A 19,267-nucleotide genomic window follows, 5' to 3' on the forward strand; every position below is an offset into this window, starting at 1 on the left:
CATGCTGGATGCACGCCAACCGAAGCGGCTGCAAAGCTACCTCTGCGGCGCATGGCGCGACGGGCGCGGGGCATATAAGCCGCTTTTGGATGCCGCGACGGGCGCGGTGGTCGCGGAAATTGATGCGACCGGCTTGGACATGGCAGAGGCGCTGGACCATGGCCGCCGCGCCGGTGCCCGCTTGCGCGCGATGACCGTGCATGAGCGCGCGCTGATGCTGAAAGCGGTCGGTTTGGCACTGCTGGAGCAGAAGGACGATTTCCACGCCCTGTCGCTGGCCACAGGGGCCACGCCGAAGGATGGCTGGATCGACATTGACGGCGGCATCGGGACGCTGCTGAACTATGCCTCGAAAGCGCGGCGGGACTTGCCCAATACCCGTGTGCTGACCGATGGGGCTGTCGAAAGTTTGTCGCAGGACCACAGCTTTTCCGCCCGCCATATCCTGACACCCCTGCGCGGGGTGGCGGTGCATATCAACGCGTTCAATTTCCCGGTCTGGGGAATGCTGGAAAAGCTGGCACCGAACCTGCTGGCCGGGATGCCTGCCATCGTGAAGCCCGCCAGCCAAACCGCGTATCTGACCGAATTGGTGGTGCGGCGCATTCTGGCCACAGGGCTGCTCCCAGAGGGCACGCTGCAACTGGTGTGCGGCAGCATTGGCGACCTGCTGGACCATGTGACGGGGCAGGATGTTGTTACCTTTACCGGGTCGGCGGCCACGGGGCAGATGCTGAAAGCGCATCCTGCGATCATCGGCAATTCCACCCGCTTCACGATGGAGGCCGACAGTCTGAATGCCTGCATTCTGGGACCGGATGCCGCGCCGGGTAGCCCCGAATTTGACCTGTTCATCCGCGAGGTGATGCGCGAGACGACCGCCAAAGCCGGGCAGAAATGCACCGCCATTCGCCGGGTGCTGGTGCCGCGCGCGGCTGCGGGCGCGGTGCGCGACGCGCTGGCCGCGCGCATGGCGAAGGTCGTGGTCGGCCTGCCCGGCGACACCTCCACGCAGATGGGCGCGCTGGCAAGTCTGGCGCAGCGCGATGATGTACGCGCGGCAATCGCGCGGCTGCAAGCGGGGGCAGAGATTATCGCGGGCACCCCCGACACAGTGCGCGTCACGTCGGGCGATGCCGAGCGCGGGGCGTTTCTGAACCCGGTTCTACTTTATGCGGATGATCTCTTGGGCGCGAAGGCCGTGCACGAGGTCGAAGCCTTCGGTCCGGTCGCCACACTGCTGCCCTATGACGACCCGGCGCAGGCGGTGGAGATCGCCGCACTTGGCAAAGGCTCGCTGGTGTCGTCGCTGTTCACCAATGCGCCAGAGGTCGCCGAAGAGATCGTGCTGGGCCTTGCCCCTTTCCACGGTCGGGTGATGATCGGCAACCGCGACAGCGCGAAATCCTCCACCGGCCACGGCTCGCCCTTGCCGATGCTGGTGCATGGCGGGCCAGGGCGTGCGGGCGGCGGCGAGGAATTGGGGGGCATGCGCGGCCTGCATCATTACATGCAGCGCAGCGCCGTGCAGGGCACGCCGCGCCTGCTGACCGCCGTGACGGGCGAATGGATGCAAGGGGCAGAGACCCGCGCGGACACGCACCCGTTCCGCAAATCCTTGGCAGAGCTACGGCTTGGCGACCAGATTGTGACCGCGCGGCGCGAGATCACGCTGGCCGACATTGAACATTTCGCCGCCTTCACCGGCGACACCTTCTACGCCCATATGGATGAGGACGCCGCCCGCGCAAACCCGTTCTTTGACGGCCGCGTGGCGCATGGATACCTGATCGTGTCTTTCGCGGCTGGGCTATTCGTGCAGCCCGATCCCGGCCCGGTTCTGGCCAATTACGGCATCGACAACCTGCGGTTCCTGACGCCAGTTTACCCCGGCGACACGCTTGGCGTGGTGCTGACCTGCAAGGCCATCAACCCGCGCGCCGATGGCGCTTATGGAGAGGTCCGCTGGGATTGCGAGGTATCCAAGCAAGATGGAAGTCTTGTCGCGCAATATGACGTGCTGACCATGGTGGCGATGGACTGGGCCGGTTAAGCGGCGCGCTGCACCGCTGGCAGGTCCAGCCACAGCCTGCCCCCATCATAGCCGCCGCGCACCCGAAAATCGGGGCGGCGCAATTCGGGAAACTCGCCTTCCCAATCGCGGAAGCGGTCTTGCGACACCACGCGCCCGCCATAATCGCGCGCCGCGCGCAGGATCATCGGGCAGGCGGGTTCGCCCTTGGGCACAACCATGACCTGTTCGTGCGGCAAGCCAAGACGTTTCGCCAGCTTGTAGTGGTTGCGATAGCGCCCTTCCAGCTTGTAGCCCACATTGGCATCGAACACGACACCGGGGGTATAGCCTTGTGCCTTCAGACTGGCGATCACCTCGCGCACGGGTTCGATATTGGGGGTATTGTCGCGCCAATGCATAACATTGGACCCGTCGACAAGAATGAATCGGGCCGCGCGCGTGGGTTTGTGTCGCCCCCGGCGCGCCAGAAGCGCCGCGCCAAGCAGGACCAAAAGAACAAGAAAGAAGATCTCTGGCCAATAGGCCAAGATCAGGCTGACAATTTCTGGCAAAGACATAATGGCATGAAGTTGTTCAATCTGAGATTGCACAAAGCTAGGGCACAATCGTGGCGAATTTATGCCCGGCCCGGCGTCGTAGACAGCAATCGCGGATCCACCCCGATACGGTCCAGCGCGGCATTCCACAGCCGATCAGCGGCGATGCCATAAAGCAACCCCGCATCGGCGCGGCATGTCAGCCAGCCGCCAGCGCGCAATTCGCTTTCCAACTGGCCCGGCCCCCAACCGGCATAGCCCAAGGCCAGCCGCACTTCGGCAGGTCCCTGCCCGCGCGCGATCTGGGCCAGAATATCCAAAGATGTGCTGAGTGCGGCGAAATCTGTCACCCCAAGGCTGGGATCGGCGGCATACACATCGGGCGTGTGCAGCACGAACCCCCGAGAGCTTTCGACAGGGCCGCCGAAATAGACCGGGTCATCGGCCTGCGCGGGCGGATCGCCCAAGCCGCTATACGCGCCCTGCACCGGAATATCCAAGGTTTGCAGCAGCGTCCCGAAAGTCAGATCGGGCAAGGGCTTGTTCACGATCAACCCCATCGCACCTTCGTCGGAATGCGCGCATAGGAAAACAACCGAATGCGCGAAACGCGGGTCGGGCATACCCGGCATGGCAATCAGCAAATGTCCCCTCAGGGTTTCAGCTTGGCTCATGCGGACAGGATGCCCCAGCAAAACGGCAGTTGCAAAGCCTCTGTTGCCGCGCGGTTGCCGGCAAACGCCGCTCTCGCCATTTTGTGACTTTCAATCCGCCGCCAGACCGGGGATGACAATCTCATGCTTACTTTGCGAAACATAACCGGCCTTGCCCTGTGCGCCGCGCTTTGGGCGACCGCCCCCGCCACGGCGCAAACGCTCCGCCCGTCCGATATTGTCGCGGGCGAAATTCGGCAGGGCTGGCGCACCGAGGATGGCACGATCATGGCCGCGTTGCATCTGCGGCTGGCGCGGAACTGGATCACCTATTGGCGGCATCCCGGCGAAAGCGGCATTCCGCCGCGTCTGGATTTGTCAGGGTCGGACAACTTGGCCGGTGCACGGCTGCATTGGCCCGCGCCGCGCCTGTTTACCAAAGCTGGCTACCTGAGCATTGGATACGCAGATGAGCTTGTCTTGCCGCTGGAACTGACACCGGCGCGCAGGGGCCAGCCCATTGGCCTGCGCATGGCGCTTAGCATCGGGGTGTGTGATGATGTCTGCATTCCGGTAGACATGGATTTCGCGGTCGCGCTGGATGGGCGCGGCGGGCCGGATCGCGCCATTCGGCAAGCGTTGGCGCGTCAGCCTGCAAGCGCGCGCGCGGCCGGTCTGTCCGACCTGAGTTGCGAGTTCCAACCCGCGCGCAAGGGCATGCATCTGACCGCGCGTTGGACCATCCCGCAGCAGCCCGGTGACGAATTCATCCTGCTGGAAATGCCGGACAGTGCATGGCGGGTGCAAACCATGCCCACAACCCGCGCGGGCGGGCAATTGTCAGGGCAGGCCATGCTGCACGCCCGCAAAGGACAGGTCGCCGCCATTGACCGCAGCGCCATTCGGATGACGCTTATCACCCAAGACGGCACGTTCGAACATCAGGGCTGTTCGCTGACCCGCTGAGCGCGGCGCTCTGCCAGCAGGACCGCAACTGCGCCTGCCACCCAGACCACCGCCAACAGCCCAGCCGCCCCACCAATGGCCAGAACAAGGGCCGTGCGCAGCGGGTCGCCCCATCCGGACAGCCCGGACAGCAGACTCGGCAGCGCACCGCTCCAGATGGTCCAGCCCAGTGTAACCGCCAGCCAGCCCATGACCCCCAGCGCCGCCACCCTTGGAAACTGGCCGATGCCGCCTTGCGGCTGTGTCAGTGCGCGCGACAGCGAGGTGAACAGCCGCCGCACATCATGCCCGATGGCCAGTAGCGCGGGCACCAGCAGCAGCACAATCACCATGCCAAAGCCAAGCCCGTAGACCAGCGTGATAACGGTCGGCTTCAGGAATGCCGCTTGGGTCGATGCCTCGAACAAGAGCGGCATCAACCCCAGAACTGTCGTCAGCGTGGTCAGGATAACCGGGCGCAAGCGGTCGCAAGCGGCGTCGATGATGGACGGAATCAGCCCACGGTCGCGGGCGTATTGGTCCACCGTCGTCACCAACACGATGGAATCGTTGATGATGATCCCCGCCATGCCCATGATCCCCACGATAGAGAACATCGACATGGCCATGTCCCATGACATATGCCCATAGATCACCCCGATCAGGCCAAAGGGGATGACCGCCATCACCACAAAAGGCCGCATCCAGCTGGAAAAGACCCATGCCAGTGTCAGGTAGATCAGGATCAGGCACAGCCCCAAGCCGATAGCGGCATCGGTCAGGAATTCGCGTTCCTGTTCGGCCTGTCCCGACAGCCGCGTGGCAATCCCGAAATCGGCTTCCAGAGCGGGCAGGATCTGGTTTTGCAGCGCCAAGGTCACTTCGCGCGCGCGGGCCGGGTCATCTTCGGACAGATCGCCCGAGACGGTCACAACACGCGCCCCGTTTTCACGCAGAACGCGGCTGAAACCCTGCCGTTCCGTGACCGACACAATGTCCCCCAGCAGCACATAATTGCCACTGGGCGAGCGCATTTGCATACTGTCCAGAAAATCGGCGGCGCGTTCGGTCTCTGGCAGTTCCACGCGCACACGGCCCGTGCGCAGACCGTCCGGGAAGGTCGCGGCTTCTATTCCCGTCAGCCGATTGCGCAACTCGCGCGCAAGGCTGTCTATCGTAAAGCCCAGCGCCTGGCCCTGCGGTGTCAGTTCCAGCACCAATTCGGGCTTGTCATAGGGTAGATTGTCATCAAGCCCGGTAATCTCGGGGTATGGCGCAAGTGCGGCGCGCAGCGCTTCGGACGCCGCTTTCAACGTTTCCGCGTCGCCCCCCGTCAGGTCCACCGACACCCCGTCGCCACCGGGGCCAGAGCCCCATGAGCGGAAGCTGAATTCCTCTAGCTGCGGATGGCGCGTGACCATGTCTTGCAGCTGTGATGCAAAGGCAAAGCTGGTAATCGGGCGCAGATCGGCATCGACAAGGTCGATAGAGATACCGCCCAGCAGGTCACCATCCTTGTTTTCGGCACTGGCCAGCGGACGGCCTGCATTGCCACCCACTTCGACCATGGCGAAGGTGATCGGGTTAATGCCGCTTTCGTCCTCTATCTGCGCGGCCAGTTCATCCGACGCACGCTGCAATTCGCGCAACATCTCTATCGTGTCGTCGCGGGTCGCGCCGTCATTCATGACGATATTGCCGGTAATCGACCCCTGTTCCGGCGGGTTGAAGAACCGAAACGGCAAGTCCCCCCGCACCAGATGGGCCGCTTGCACCGCCAAAAGCGCGACCAACCCGGCCAGCACCGGGTAGCGCGCCAGCACGACCAGTTGCATCAGCGGGCGGAAGGCGTTTTCGCGCATCCACCGAAAGCCTTTGTTGACCTGCCGCGACGGCCAGTCATACCAGCTTTCCTTCAACCCTGCGGCGATGGAGTGCGCCATATGGTTGGGCAGGATCAGAAAACACTCGACCAAGGACGCCAGCAGCACCGCGATCACGGTTAGCGGAATATCGGCAATCAGCGTGCCGAAACGCCCCCCCACAAGAATAAGCGCGCCAAAGGCCAGAACCGTGGTGACGGTGGCTGCAAAAACCGGCTGCGCCATGCGGGTTGCTGCGTTTTCCGCTGCCTGCGCCGGGGTTTCACCCAGCTCGCGCGCGCGGTAATCGGCGTGTTCGCCCACCACGATGGCGTCATCCACCACAATCCCCAGCGTGATGATAAGCGCGAAAAGCGAGATCATGTTGAAGCTGAGGCCCAGCATATACATGACCGCAATCGCCGCCATCATGGCCGCGGGAATGCCTGCCGCCACCCAGAACGCGGTGCGCGCGTTCAAAAACAGGAACAACAGCACCACGACAAGACCAAGACCCATCACCGCGTTGCTGACCAACAGGTTGATCCGGCCAGAGATGAACTCTGCCCGGGTAGAGACCAGTTCTATGCTGGTGCCTTCGGGCAAGGTGCGGTTCATCTGCTCGGCGATTTCCGCGACCTGCGCCTGAATGGCAATCGCGTCACCTTGTTGCGAGCGGTCCACCCGCAGCGTGATTGCGGGGTCGGGGCCAACGAAAAAGGCGCGGTCGCGGCTGATATCGCTTTTTTCCACGCGGGCAATATCGCCCACGGTCAGCACGGACCCGTCGGGCCGCGTGCGCAAGGCGACCTCTGCGATTTCTGTCGCAGAGCGGCGCTCAACCCCGGTGCGCACCCGCGCGGCCCCAGAGGCCACGTCGCCGGTCGGATCGGTGCTGACGGTTTCGGCAATCGCCTGCGAGATTTCGGCCATCGTCACGTCATGTTCGATCAGGTTGCGGCTGGGCACCTCGACCATCACTTCGGCACTGGCCACGCCGCGCACTGTGGTGCGGGTAATCCCGGCGTCATACAGCCGGGCCGCGAATTCGTCGGCAAAGCGGGCAAGCTGCTCGGTGGCCACAGGGCCGCTGACCACCACATTCGTTACGCGATCCGACCAGTTGGACCGGCGTGTTTGCGGGTCTTCCACATCTTCGGGCAGGTTCGAGATTGCATCAATCGCATCCTGCACGTCATTATTCGCGCGCGACATGTCCCAGCCGGTTTCAAACTCCAGCGTGAAACTGGCACGGCCTTCGCGCGATTCGGCGCTGACCTCTGTCACGCCCTCGACCGCTTGCAAAGCCGGGCTGACAAGTTCCACCACGGCGCGGTCGATATCTTCGGCCCCGGCACCGGGCCACGGGATATCGACACGGATGTTGTCGACCACCACATCGGGGAAGAACTGCGCGCGCATCTGCGGAATCGCGGCCAGCCCCAGCACGATCATGATAACCAGCAGCAGGTTGGCGGCGGTCTTGTGCCGGGTAAAATAGCGGAAAATGCCGATCGCCCGAACCGACAGGCGCTGACGATGGGAAGTTTTCTCTGCGCTCATGGTTTATCCCCCACGGCGGGCAGCGCCGCTTTCCAGCCGTTCCAGTGTTTGCGCGGGCACGCTGTCTTGCGACAACTGGGTAATCAGCCGCGCGCGCACCTGTTCGGGCATCCGCGTGTTGCCTTCGACCTGCGCAATCAGGCGCGCCCGGCGTTCGGGGTCCAGAGTGACCATGTTCGGCTCGTCTGGCTGCAACTGCCCGTCAGCGTCTTGCCGCAAGGGGCGCACCAGAATGCCCGCGCCCAGCATCGGGCCGACCTCGCGGACAACCTCTAGCCCGGCAAGCGCGCTGGCCTCGACGATCACGTCGTCGCCTTGACGGCGCAAAACCGTGGCGGGCCGGGCGCTCAGGCGGTTGTCGTCGTCAATCACCAACACCTCTCCGCCGACCGTGATGGCGCTGGCCGGAAGCAGCGCGACATCGTCCAGCGCAGGTTCGGACAGGCGCACCGTCACGAAATCGCCGGGGCGAAAGCCGCGCGGATTGGCCAGTTCCACGAAAACCTCGCGCCCGCTTTGGCCGGTGGTCACCGTGGCAGAGGCGCGCACCAAGCGACCGGGCGATGTTATTTCATACCCTGCCACTTCCAGTGCGATCCGCGCGTCAGCATCGCGCAAACGCCCGTCATCGTCGATCAGGCGCAGGTATTGCGCGGTCGACACGCGCACGGACACTTCCAAGGCCTCTGGGTCGATAATTCGGGCAAGTTGTTCGCTGGTGTTCACAAGCCGCCCTTCAACCAGTGAAACATCGGCCAAGGTGCCGGAAATACCCGCGCGAACGGTCGTGTCGGCCAAACGGCGTTCGGCCTCTGACACAGTAATCTTCTGGCGGTCCAAGGCCGTGCGCGCCTGATCGACGCGCGCTTCGGCGCTGGCCTGCGCCTGTTTGCGGCCCACCAAAGATTGGCGGGCAGAGGCGACAGCCAATTCTGCTTCTTCCAGCGCAGCTTCGGTGGTCACGCCGCGTTCGGTCAGGTCCAAGCGCCGCGCCAGCGCGCGCGCGCGCAGATCAAACTGTGCTTGGGTGGCTGCGACATCCTCTGCCGCAAGGGTCAGGGCGCGTTCGGCCTCTCGCAGCTCGGCATCAGCGCGGGCCAGATCGCTTTGGGCCAAGGCCAGTTCGGCTTCGGCATCTGCCGGGTCCACGCGGAACAGCATCTGTCCGGCCTGCACTTCTGCCCCGTCCTCGACGCCATCACCCAGTTCTATGATTCGCCCGCCAACGGGCGCGCGCAATTCCAGCGTGCGTTGACTGCGCACTTCGCCGAAAGCGGACAAGACAGGCTGCACCTGCCCCGGTGACACCGTCACGGCGCGCACGGTGAACACCCGTTCGCGCGCTTCGCCCCCGCGCCCGCCAGAGTCCTCTGCCCGGCTTTGAATGGCGCCGACCAAGGTTGCCCCGGCATAGGCCAAGGCCGAAACCGACACAGCGGCCAAGAACAAGCCCAAAAGGCTACGGGTCAGAAAACGCATGGCTACTCCAAGTTGGCTACACCCTTTACGCGCCGCGCGCGCAGATGGTTCAACCTGCTATAACGCCGCAGCCGGTCATTTCCGTCGCAAATGTTCGTCCAGACGGGGAAATATCTCGACAAAGTTACAGGGGCGGTGGCGATAATCGAATTGTTTGGACAGAATTTCGTCCCAAGCATCCTTGCAGGCCCCCGGCGATCCGGGCAGCGCGAACAGGTAAGTTCCCTGCGCAACGCCCGCACAAGCGCGCGACTGGATGGCCGATGTGCCGATCTTCTGCATGGAAACGATGGTAAACACCGTGCCAAACGCCTCGATTTCCTTCTCATAGACATCGCGGTGGGCTTCGACCGTCACGTCCCGCCCCGTCAGCCCGGTGCCGCCGGTGGTCAGGATGGCATCAATCCCGTCATCCGCGCACCAGTCGCGCAGTTTGGCCGCAATCTGGTCGCGTTCATCGCGGACAATGTCGCGCGCGGCCAGCAGATGGCCCGCCGCGTCAATGCGCCCGGCCAGCACGTCGCCCGATTTGTCATCGGCCAGCGCCCGCGTGTCGGACACGGTCAGCACGGCGAAACGCACAGGCATGAAGGGTTTTTCGGGGTCGATGCGGCTCATGGCAGTTCTCTCAGCTTGGCTTGCAGGGATAAAAGGTCGGCCCAAGCGTCGCGTTTGGCCGCCGGGTTGCGCAGCAGGTAGGCAGGGTGCAGCATCGGGATGGTCGGACGCCCCAGAACGCTTGTCCACTCCCCCCGCTCTTTGGTGATGCGCACGTCACGTTCCAGCAAAGTGCTGGCGGAAATGCGGCCCATCAAGATCAGGATGTCGGGGTCCGCCAATTCGATATGGCGCAGCACGAAAGGCCGCATCATCGCGCGTTCTTCGGTCGAGGGGTCGCGGTTCTGCGGCGGACGCCATGGCAGGATATTGGTGATATAAAGCGCCTTTTTCGGGTCCGGCTGGTCGCGGCGCTGGCCAATTGCGGCGAACATGCGGTCCAGCATCTGCCCCGCATCGCCCACAAAGGGCTTTCCGACACGGTCCTCTTCGCGGCCCGGCGCTTCGCCCACGATCATCACGCGCGCCCCGCGCATCCCATCGCTGAACACAAGGTTGCGCGCCCCGCGCTTCAACTCGCAATGTTCGAACGCGGCCATCGCGGCTTGCAGCGCATCCAGATCATGCGCTGCCTGCGCCATGGTTTGCGCATCCGCCACCGGGTCTGGCTGCGGGGCCTCTGCCAGCGGGGCTGCCGCGACCGGGGCAGGTTTGGGCTTTTCCAGCTTGGCGGGCAGGTCATACCGGTTAACCGGCGCATCGCAAATCGCATCGGTTGCGCCAAGCTCTGCCTGCCACGCCAGATAGGCGCGCGCCAGATGCCAGTCGTCTTGCCATGCCGATTCCATGCGCAACAGGTAGCGCGCCCGCGCGCCAAGGGAAAGCACGCGGTTTACCCTTGCCGCATGGGGGCTGGGTTTCTATACCCGTGGCGCTGTCCCATTGCGCGAGTGGCCCATGACATTTACCCAAGATCACCTTCTGGGCATTGAACATCTGCACCCGGTCGAGATTACGACTATTCTTGATCTGGCGCAGGACTATGTCGCGCTGAACCGCAGCGCCGAAAAGCATGGCCGCGCGCTAGAAGGCATGACCCAGATCAACATGTTCTTCGAGAATTCGACCCGCACACAAGCCAGCTTTGAATTGGCGGGCAAGCGTCTGGGTGCGGATGTGATGAATATGTCCATGGCGCAATCCAGCCTGAAAAAGGGCGAAACGCTGATCGACACCGCGCTGACGCTGAACGCCATGCACCCGGACCTTCTGGTGGTGCGCCATGGCAATTCCGGCGCGGTGGACCTGCTGGCGCAAAAGGTGAATTGCGCGGTGCTGAACGCGGGCGACGGCAAGCATGAACACCCCACGCAGGCGCTGCTGGATGCGCTGACCATTCGCCGCGCCAAGGGGCGGCTGCACCGGCTGACCGTGGCAATCTGCGGCGACATTGCCCATAGCCGGGTCGCGCGTTCGAATCTGATCTTGCTGGGCAAGATGGAAAACCGCGTGCGCCTTGTCGGCCCCGGCACCCTGATGCCAAAAGGGGTCGAGGAATTTGGCGTCGAGGTGTTCGACGACATGAAAGCCGGGCTTGAAGGCGCCGATGTGGTGATGATGCTGCGCCTGCAACGCGAGCGGATGGATGGGGGCTTCGTGCCGTCAGAGCGCGAGTATTTCCACCGCTACGGGTTGGACGCGGAAAAGCTGGCCTATGCCAAGCCCGACGCGATTGTCATGCATCCCGGCCCGATGAACCGGGGCGTGGAAATTGACGGCGCGATTGCCGATGACATCAACCGTTCTGTCATTCAGGAACAGGTGGAAATGGGCGTCGCGGTGCGCATGGCGGCGATGGACCTGCTGGCGCAGAACTTGCGCCGCCGCCGCGAACGCGACCGATTGCGGAGGATCGGCCATGAATGAGCAGATCGAAACCCGTCCCGACACCGACGACATTCCGCTGGAACCGGGCGAGAAACTGCTGCGCGAAATTCGGTCGGACAAAGGCCGCTACTGGCGCGATCATGGTGTGCTGGGCGTGCTGGGCATGGTCGGCGCGGGCGTGGTGCTTTGGGCCATCGGGTCGCCCTATGCCGCGATTGGCGCGCTGGGGGCGGTGCTGGCGCTGGCTGTGCGGGGCGCGTGGCTGTATACCGAGCAGATGAAATTCCGCTGGCGGCTGACCAATATGCGGCTGATCGGGCCGGGCGGGCGCAGTGTTTATCTGCTGGAACTGGACAAGGTGCGCCGCCTGATGGGCGATATTCAGGTTATCACCAAGGCGGGTGACAAATACCTGATAAAGCATATCGACCGCGCCGATCAGGTTGTGGCGGATATAGAAGCCGCGCGCCTGAAACGCTCCAAGCGCAAGGGAGTGTAAGCCGTGACGCAGATCACCCTGCACCCCGGAGAGCAGCTTGTCGCACGGGTGCCGCAGGACCGTGAAATCGCGATCCTGTTCGAAGCGCTAATGGCCAGCCTAGGGCTGATGGCGCTGACCGCCGGTTTTCTTGTATTCGATACCGTGCAGGGCAATGTGAAAGAAGGCTCTTCCATCGGCACGCTGGTGACGCTGGGCTTTCTGTTCGGCCCGATTGCCGCGCAACGGCTGATGCGGCCCATGCCGGTTTACTGGCTGACCGACCGCCGCCTTGTGCTGGACCAGAACACAGAGGTCGCGCTGTCGGACATTCGCCGTATCCGCGTCTGGCTGACAGGGCTAAACCTGCGCACCGACCGCCAAAGCTATGCGATCAACATGTTGGCCAACCCCACTGCCGTGGCCGCCCTGTTGCGCGACACGATTGCTAGATAAGGAAAACTGCTGATGCTGTGGTTTCACAATGCAAGGCTGATCGACCCAGAGGCCGGGACCGACACGCTTGGCGCGCTGCTGGTGCAGGGCGGTGCGATCATGGAACGCGACGGCCCCTGCCCCAAGGGCGCGCAAGCGGTCGATTGCGGCGGCAAATGCCTTGCCCCCGGCATTGTGGATATGGGTGTGCAGGTGGGCGAACCGGGCGCGCAGCACAAGGAATCGTTGCGCACTGCCGGGCTGGCGGCCGCGCGCGGGGGCGTGACAACCATCGTCATGCGCCCCGACACTGACCCCGCGATCGACACGCCCGAAGTGCTGGAATACATCACCCGCCGCGCGACCGCGCGCACGCCGGTAAACATCCGCGCCATGGCCGCGCTGACCCGCGACCGCGCGGGGCGCGAAATGGCCGAAATCAGCTTTCTGCTGGATGCCGGTGCCGTGGCCTTCACCGATGGCGACCGCGTCAGCACCGACACCAAGGTTCTGTCGCGCTGCATGGCCTATGCGCGCGGGCTTGGCGCGCTGGTCATCGGCCACCCGCAAGACCCCGGCCTGTCGAAAGGCGCTTGCGCCACCTCTGGCAAATTCGCGTCGCTGCGCGGGTTGCCAGCCGTGTCGCCCATGGCAGAACGCATGGGGTTCGACCGCGACATGGGTTTGGTGGAAATGACCGGCGTGCGCTACCATGCCGACCAGATCACATCCGCACGCACCTTGCCTGCATTGACCCGCGCGAAAGCGAACGGGCTGGATGTGACGGCGGGCATTTCCATTCACCACCTGACGTTGAACGAACTGGATGTCGGCAGCTACCGCAGCTTTTTCAAATTCACCCCGCCGCTGCGGTCAGAGGACGACCGCCGCGCCATGGTGCAAGCGGTGGCCGAGGGGTTGATTGACGTGATCTGCTCCATGCACACCCCGCAAGACGAGGAATCCAAACGCCTGCCATTTGAAGAGGCGGCGTCCGGCGCGGTGGGTCTGGAAACCCTGCTGCCCGCCGCGATGCGGCTGTATCATTCCGAAGGGCTTGACCTGCCCACCATCTGGCGCGCGCTGTCGCTGAACCCGGCGCGGCGGCTGGGTCTGGCCGGTGGCAGGCTATCCGCTGGTGCGCCCGCTGACCTTGTCCTGTTCGACCCGGATGCGCCCTTTGTGCTGGACCGCTTCACTCTGGCGTCGAAATCCAAGAACACGCCCTATGACGGTGCCCGGATGGAAGGGCGCGTGCTGGCGACCTATGTGGGCGGCGCTTGTGTGTTTGATGCCGCAGAGGTGCCGGCATGATCCCCGAACTGGTGACACCACTTTGGCTGCTGGGGCTTGTCGGGCTGGCCGCTTACGCGCTGGGGTCCATCCCGTTTGGCGTGGTCATCGCGCGGGTCATGGGCCTTGGCGATTTGCGCGCCATCGGCTCGGGCAATATCGGCGCGACCAATGTTATGCGCACCGGCAACAAAGCCGCTGGCGTTGCCACCTTCGTGCTGGACGCCGCGAAAGGGGCCGTCGCCGCGTTGCTGGCCGGCTGGCTGATCGGGCCGGATGCCGCACAGGTTGCAGCCCTTGCGGCCTTTATCGGCCATCTTTACCCGGTTTATCTTGGGTTCAAGGGCGGCAAGGGTGTTGCCACTTTCATCGGCATCACGCTGGCGCTGGCCTGGCCCGTGGGGTTGGCCACTTGCGCCACATGGCTTGTAACCTTCAAGGCCAGTCGCTACTCATCGCTCGCAGGGCTGACGGCTTGCGGCATGTCGTCAATCTATGCCGGGTTCTTGGGCTATCTGCCGATCGTGGCCGTGCTGGTGGTGGCCAAACTGCTGGTGTTCTACAAGCACCGCGACAATATCAAACGGCTTTGGAACCGGACGGAACCGCGCTTCAAAAAGGCGCGGTAACGCTCAGAACAAGGACCCTTGATCGGGCTTCAGCGTGGACGCTTTGACCGGTTTGGGCCGCTTGCCCGCCATTACGTCCAGCGTGCCATCCCGGAATTCCACCTTTAGCGTTCCAGCTTGCCCGGCGCGTGTTGCAGAGGTGACAACGCCGCCACCCTCCTCCCGCACCACCGCGTAGCCGCGCTGCAAGGTCGCTGGATAGCCCAGCGACTGGCGCAGACGTTCCAGCGAGGACAGCCGCGTGCCCAAAGCCTCCAGCCGGGCCGTGGCCGCGCGGTCGGCACGGGTGGCTTGGGTGTGCAAGCGCTCGCGTCCACCCGCGATCTGGGTCAGCAGCACCTCTGGGCGCAGCCGGGCCGCACGGCCAAGCTGTGCCGCGCACCCGTCCTGCCGGGCCAACAGCGCGCGGTCGGCCCGCGTGGCCTGTGCCACCAGCCGGTCGCGCCCGCGGTCGATCTGCGCCACAAGTGCCGTGGGCCGAAGCCCTGCCGCCGTCCCGCGCAGGTCTTGCCGTTTGCTTTGCAAGGCCGCGCGCAGGCTACCCGGCACCCGTTCGGCCCATTGGTCAAAACGCTGCAAGGCAGGCGCAAGCAAGGCTTCGGGTCGGGGAAGCGCGCGCCCAAGGTCGCGCAAGCGCTGGCGCCGCAGCGCCACGCTTTGCGCACCGCCCCGGACAAGCCGCGCGTTCAGGTTCGACAGGTGGGCGACCAGATCGGCATGAACCGGCACCGCGATTTCCGCCGCCGCCGTGGGCGTGGGCGCGCGCTGGTCCGACGCATGGTCAATTAGCGTGGTGTCGGTTTCATGCCCCACGGCAGAGATCAACGGAATCTCACTCGCCGCCGCCGCGCGCACGACGATTTCCTCGTTGAAGCCCCACAGATCTTCGATAGACCCACCGCCGCGCGCCACGATCAGCACATCGGGGCGCGGGATGGGGCCGCCCTTGGGCAGCGCGTTGAACCCTTCGATCGCGCGCGCCACCTGCGGCGCGCAGGCCTGCCCCTGCACCGCCACAGGCCAGACCAGCACATGCACGCCGAAGCGGTCGCGCAGCCGGTGCAGGATGTCGCGGATCACCGCCCCTTGGGGCGAGGTCACAACCCCCACCACCCGCGGCAAATAGGGCAGCCGCCGCTTGCGGGCTGCGTCGAACAACCCCTCGGCGGCCAATGCCTTGCGCCGCGCGTCCAGCATCGCCATCAGCGCGCCTGCGCCTGCGGGTTCAATGCTTTCTACTTGCAACTGGTATTTTGACTGCGGCGCAAAGGTGGTCAGGCGGCCTGTGGCGATCACCTCCATCCCCTCTTCCGGGCGGACGGTCATGCGCGCGACCTGCCCCTTCCAGCTTACGCCCGCGATCACGGCGCGATCATCTTTCAGGTCGAAATACATATGGCCGGTGCGCGCGATGACCACACGCCCCACTTCGCCCCGCACGCGCACACGGCCGAATTCGCCTTCCAGCGTGCGTTTTACCGCGCCAGACAGGTCAGACACGGTAAATTCGGGCGTGTTGCCCGGCATCTCGCCCTGTGGCTCGTCTATCAGGTCCATCCTGCGCGCCTTCGCTTGTCACCGCTTGGCGCACAGCCTAGAACGCGCGCAGGCAAAGGCCAAGAGAGGGCGCGCGATGAATATTCTGGTTCTGGGCAGCGGCGGGCGTGAACATGCGCTGGCATGGGCGATCTTGCAAAACCCCAAATGCGACCGGCTGATCTGCGCGCCGGGCAATGCGGGCATGGACCAGATTGCCGATTGCGCCGATATCGACATTTGCGACGGGTCCGCCGTTCTAGCCTTTTGCGAAGAAGAAGCGATTGATTTCGTCGTCATCGGCCCCGAAGCCCCTTTGGCCGCTGGCGTGGCCGACCGTTTGCGCGAAGCCGGGATCACCACCTTCGGCCCTTCAGCCGCAGCGGCGCGGCTGGAAGCGTCGAAGGCATTCACCAAGGAAATCTGCGCTGCGGTCAATGCGCCCACCGCCGCCTATGCCCATTTCACCGATGCGGATGCCGCCCGCGCCTATGTGCAGGCGCAAGGCGCGCCCATCGTGGTCAAGGCCGATGGGCTGGCCGCAGGCAAAGGCGTGATCGTGGCCATGACGCTGGACGAAGCTTTGGCCGCGATCGACACAATGTTCAGCGGCGAGTTCGGCAGCGCCGGGGCCGAAGTGGTGATAGAGGAATTCATGCAGGGCGAGGAAGCCAGCTTCTTCGTGTTGGTCGATGGCGAAACCTGTCTGCCCATTGGCACCGCGCAAGACCACAAGCGCGTGGGCGATGGCGATACCGGCCCGAATACCGGCGGGATGGGCGCCTACAGCCCCGCCCCTGTGCTGACCGATGCGATTGCCCAAGCCGCGCTGGATGACATCATCCGCCCCACCATGGCCGAAATGGCGCGGCGCGGCACGCCCTATCAGGGGGTTCTGTATGCCGGGTTAATGATCGAAAACGGGCGCGCGCGGTTGGTCGAATACAATGCCCGTTTTGGCGACCCGGAATGTCAGGTTCTGATGATACGGCTGGGCGCGCAGGCGCTGGACCTGATGCTGGCCTGCGCCGAAGGGCGACTGGACCAAGCCCGCGTCAATTGGGCCGATGACCACGCTTTGACGGTTGTCATGGCCGCACAAGGCTATCCGGGCAGCTATACAAAGGGCAGTGCTATCGGCGGGCTGGAAAACTGCCCCGAGGACAGCTCGCATATGGTTTTCCACGCAGGCACCTGTGCGGATGGGGGCCGCGTGCTGGCCAATGGCGGGCGCGTGCTGAATGTGACCGCGCGGGGGGAAACGCTGGCCGAAGCGCAGGCGCGCGCCTATGCGATGGTCAACAGCATCGACTGGCCCGAGGGGTTCTATCGTCGCGATATCGGTTGGCGGGCGCTCTGACATAAATACTCGTGTCGGAAAACTCAAACGCTCAAAGGCATGCACCCGCCTTAAACGAGCGGTTAGTTTTCAATAGGCTGACCGATAAATAACACTATCCCACGGCGTGAAGAATTCGGAATGTTCTGCGGGCGATTTCAGCCCGTCAGAACATCCCTTCCTGCTGGAAACCGTGGGGTTTTCTAGCGTGTTACGCTTATTGTGTACGAGTCTCCGGTGAATGTATTGCGCCATGAAAGCGTGTCACCGGCAACAGTCACCACGCCGCGTGATCCCAGTGCATTGGCATAACGGATCTGGTCGCCCCGCTGTGTCAGCTTGCCGTCCGAGTCAAAGGCGCCGGAAAAAGTATACGTGCCATCTGGACGCATAACCAAGGCCAGCGCTTCGGGCGCGCCGCGATCAGGGATATATTGACCGGTATAGGACCCCGCGAGGGCTGAAAAGGCGGGTGGTGCAGACGCCTGTGTCGTTTCGGTTGTGGCTGTCGTCTGCACGCACCCCATCATCAACATTGCCGGCAAGGCAATCGCAGCGATGGTCAATAAACTTCTACGTTCCATATGGTTCTCCTTCTTAAAATACTAACCTTGTTAGGAGACCCAAAGCAGCGTTCAGAGCAAGAAATTTCTGATCCGAGTTTCGCAGTTTTTGCCAGCCTGTCCAGTTCAGAACGCGACAGCGAACCTTGTGCGCCAGCCAAGAAAGCGCCGCGCCGGATGCGAACTGCTGCCGACCGAACCAAATCACGCTGGCAAGGACCGACCCCTATTCCACCACCAACATATATCCCGCGCCGCGCACGGTTTGCAGGTGGCGCGGTGATTTCGGGTCGCTTTCTATCTTGCGGCGCAAACGGGTGATCTGCACATCGACCGCGCGTTCCTGCCCGACCTCGCCGCCATGCCCGGCGCGGTCGCGCCCCAGATAATCGACCAGCGCTTCGCGGCTCAGCACTTCTCCGGGGTTCTGCGCGAATAGGCGCATGAGCGCAGCTTCGGTCTGGGTCAGGCGGATCGGGTCATCCCCGCGCTTCAAGACGCCCTTGTCCAGATCATAACGCAACGGGCCGATGAACAGCACCTGCGGGCGCGCAGGTTCCGTGACCTCGCCGGGCGAACGCCGCAATATCGCGTTGATCCGCAGCACCAATTCGCGCGGCTCGAACGGTTTTGGCAGGTAGTCATCCGCGCCCGCTTCCAGACCATCGATGCGGTCATCCGGCGCGCCGCGCGCGGTCAGCAGCAAGATTGGCACACTGCTGCCCTGCCGGATCGCACGGGTCAGCGCCATGCCGTCTTCGCCCGGCATCATCACATCCAGCACAAGCAGATCGAACGCCAATCCGGACAAAACCCGCCGCGCATGGGCCGCGTCGCGCGCCGTCGTTACCCAGAACCCGTTGCGCATAAGATATTTCTGCAACAGCGACCGAATGCGTGCATCGTCATCTACGACCAAAAGGTGCGGCGCGGTATCCTCTGGCATCAGCGACCGTCCTTCAGCGACTGGTAGGTGTGGCGGATGTCGTCATCCATCATCGCTTCCAGCACTTGGCGGAACCCGGCCACGGCTTGCGGCCCTGCCGCGCGATAGGCCGCACGCATTCGCACGCGCTGCACTTCGGCCAGCTTTCGCTCCAGCTCTTGTCCGGCATCGGTCAGAAACAGGTTACGCTCGCGCCGGTCGGTGCGGCCCACGCGGGCCTCTACCAGCCCGTCTGCGATCAGCCCGCGCAGCACCCGGTTCAGCGATTGCTTGGTCACGCCCAAGGTGGCCAGCAGGTTATTGACCGTTGTGCCATAGCTGCGGTTGATGAAATGAAGCGCCCGATGATGCGCGCGCCCATAGCCGTATTCCGCCAAAATGCGGTCGGGGTCGGCGGTAAACCCGCGATAGGCGAAGAACATCGCCTCTATGCCCTTGCGCAACTGTTCATCCGTCAGGAAAAGCAGATTCTCGCCACTGCTTGGGTTTGGTCCGGTTTGCACCATGCTTTGCCTCTCGCTGTGACAGCT

At 63.8% G+C, this 19,267-nt stretch carries 18 protein-coding genes; 8 read left to right on the plus strand and 10 right to left on the minus strand.

From position 1 onward, the window contains the following. Window position 1 precedes the first annotated feature (1 nt). On the plus strand, window positions 2-2,053 hold the full coding sequence (paaZ, locus tag AWT76_RS14770) for a phenylacetic acid degradation bifunctional protein PaaZ (RefSeq protein WP_072247015.1): 2,052 nt from the start codon (window positions 2-4) through the stop codon (window positions 2,051-2,053). On the opposite strand, the gene AWT76_RS14775 is transcribed toward paaZ, so the two are convergent. Both AWT76_RS14775 and AWT76_RS14780 read right to left on the minus strand, forming a co-directional pair. Then, a complete protein-coding gene (locus AWT76_RS14775; RefSeq protein ID WP_082700281.1) occupies window positions 2,050-2,592 on the minus strand; it encodes an NYN domain-containing protein in 543 nt (180 codons plus the stop codon). The genes paaZ and AWT76_RS14775 overlap by 4 nt on opposite strands. A gap of 59 nt (window positions 2,593-2,651) precedes the next feature. Then, window positions 2,652-3,245 (minus strand): YqgE/AlgH family protein, encoded by a 594-nt coding sequence (locus AWT76_RS14780; protein WP_072247016.1) that lies wholly within the window; start codon window positions 3,243-3,245, stop codon window positions 2,652-2,654. 123 nt (window positions 3,246-3,368) lie between these two features. Between AWT76_RS14780 and AWT76_RS14785 the strand changes: the two genes are divergently transcribed. Next, window positions 3,369-4,190 carry a protein-disulfide reductase DsbD domain-containing protein gene (locus AWT76_RS14785; protein ID WP_072247017.1) on the plus strand — a complete coding sequence of 274 codons (822 nt, stop codon included), beginning with the start codon at window positions 3,369-3,371 and terminating at the stop codon, window positions 4,188-4,190. On the opposite strand, the gene AWT76_RS14790 is transcribed toward AWT76_RS14785, so the two are convergent. From AWT76_RS14790 to AWT76_RS14805, 4 genes are all read right to left on the minus strand, one after another. Next, window positions 4,166-7,594, minus strand: coding sequence for an efflux RND transporter permease subunit (locus AWT76_RS14790; RefSeq protein WP_072247018.1), 3,429 nt, complete (start codon window positions 7,592-7,594; stop codon window positions 4,166-4,168). The genes AWT76_RS14785 and AWT76_RS14790 overlap by 25 nt on opposite strands. A 3-nt stretch (window positions 7,595-7,597) precedes the next feature. Beyond that, window positions 7,598-9,073 carry an efflux RND transporter periplasmic adaptor subunit gene (locus AWT76_RS14795; protein WP_072247019.1) on the minus strand — a complete coding sequence of 492 codons (1,476 nt, stop codon included), beginning with the start codon at window positions 9,071-9,073 and terminating at the stop codon, window positions 7,598-7,600. A 75-nt stretch (window positions 9,074-9,148) separates the two neighbouring features. Beyond that, window positions 9,149-9,691, minus strand: coding sequence for a molybdenum cofactor biosynthesis protein B (moaB, locus tag AWT76_RS14800; protein WP_072247020.1), 543 nt, complete (start codon window positions 9,689-9,691; stop codon window positions 9,149-9,151). Next, window positions 9,688-10,479: a uracil-DNA glycosylase gene (locus AWT76_RS14805; RefSeq protein ID WP_072247750.1), complete on the minus strand. Its 792-nt coding sequence runs from the start codon at window positions 10,477-10,479 to the stop codon at window positions 9,688-9,690. Before AWT76_RS14805 ends, moaB begins: the two co-directional genes overlap by 4 nt. Window positions 10,480-10,588: 109 nt before the next feature. Here AWT76_RS14805 and AWT76_RS14810 point away from each other — a divergent pair, with 109 nt between their 5' ends. From AWT76_RS14810 to plsY, 5 genes are read left to right on the plus strand one after another with little or no spacing between them, the layout of a single operon-like run. Continuing rightward, a complete protein-coding gene (locus tag AWT76_RS14810) occupies window positions 10,589-11,557 on the plus strand; it encodes an aspartate carbamoyltransferase catalytic subunit (protein WP_072247021.1) in 969 nt (322 codons plus the stop codon). Further along, on the plus strand, window positions 11,550-12,017 hold the full coding sequence (locus AWT76_RS14815; protein WP_082700232.1) for a hypothetical protein: 468 nt from the start codon (window positions 11,550-11,552) through the stop codon (window positions 12,015-12,017). Before AWT76_RS14810 ends, AWT76_RS14815 begins: the two co-directional genes overlap by 8 nt. Before the next feature lie 3 nt (window positions 12,018-12,020). Next, complete coding sequence (locus tag AWT76_RS14820; RefSeq protein ID WP_072247022.1) at window positions 12,021-12,452, plus strand: hypothetical protein; 432 nt, start codon at window positions 12,021-12,023, stop codon at window positions 12,450-12,452. Window positions 12,453-12,461: 9 nt separating this feature from the next. Further along, on the plus strand, window positions 12,462-13,745 hold the full coding sequence (gene pyrC, locus AWT76_RS14825) for a dihydroorotase (RefSeq protein ID WP_407071419.1): 1,284 nt from the start codon (window positions 12,462-12,464) through the stop codon (window positions 13,743-13,745). Further along, a complete protein-coding gene (gene plsY, locus AWT76_RS14830) occupies window positions 13,745-14,353 on the plus strand; it encodes a glycerol-3-phosphate 1-O-acyltransferase PlsY (RefSeq protein WP_072247752.1) in 609 nt (202 codons plus the stop codon). The genes pyrC and plsY overlap by 1 nt, the downstream gene beginning before the upstream one ends. A gap of 3 nt (window positions 14,354-14,356) precedes the next feature. Here the strand turns inward: plsY and xseA are convergent, their stop codons facing one another. Further along, window positions 14,357-15,910, minus strand: coding sequence for an exodeoxyribonuclease VII large subunit (xseA, locus tag AWT76_RS14835; protein WP_072247024.1), 1,554 nt, complete (start codon window positions 15,908-15,910; stop codon window positions 14,357-14,359). 76 nt (window positions 15,911-15,986) lie between these two features. Between xseA and purD the strand changes: the two genes are divergently transcribed. Beyond that, window positions 15,987-17,249, plus strand: a complete 1,263-nt coding sequence (gene purD, locus AWT76_RS14840) for a phosphoribosylamine--glycine ligase (protein ID WP_072247025.1) — start codon at window positions 15,987-15,989, stop codon at window positions 17,247-17,249. Window positions 17,250-17,431: 182 nt separating this feature from the next. Here the strand turns inward: purD and AWT76_RS14845 are convergent, their stop codons facing one another. From AWT76_RS14845 to AWT76_RS14855, 3 genes are all read right to left on the minus strand, one after another. Further along, window positions 17,432-17,812, minus strand: a complete 381-nt coding sequence (locus AWT76_RS14845) for a hypothetical protein (RefSeq protein ID WP_141655977.1) — start codon at window positions 17,810-17,812, stop codon at window positions 17,432-17,434. 205 nt (window positions 17,813-18,017) lie between these two features. Next, window positions 18,018-18,737 carry a response regulator gene (locus tag AWT76_RS14850; RefSeq protein ID WP_072247027.1) on the minus strand — a complete coding sequence of 240 codons (720 nt, stop codon included), beginning with the start codon at window positions 18,735-18,737 and terminating at the stop codon, window positions 18,018-18,020. Next, window positions 18,737-19,243 carry a MarR family winged helix-turn-helix transcriptional regulator gene (locus tag AWT76_RS14855; protein ID WP_072247028.1) on the minus strand — a complete coding sequence of 169 codons (507 nt, stop codon included), beginning with the start codon at window positions 19,241-19,243 and terminating at the stop codon, window positions 18,737-18,739. The genes AWT76_RS14850 and AWT76_RS14855 overlap by 1 nt, the downstream gene beginning before the upstream one ends. Window positions 19,244-19,267: the final 24 nt, after the last annotated feature.

Origin of the sequence: Roseibaca calidilacus (assembly GCF_001517585.1) — a bacterium.
Classification (GTDB): Bacteria; Pseudomonadota; Alphaproteobacteria; order Rhodobacterales; family Rhodobacteraceae; genus Roseinatronobacter; species Roseinatronobacter calidilacus.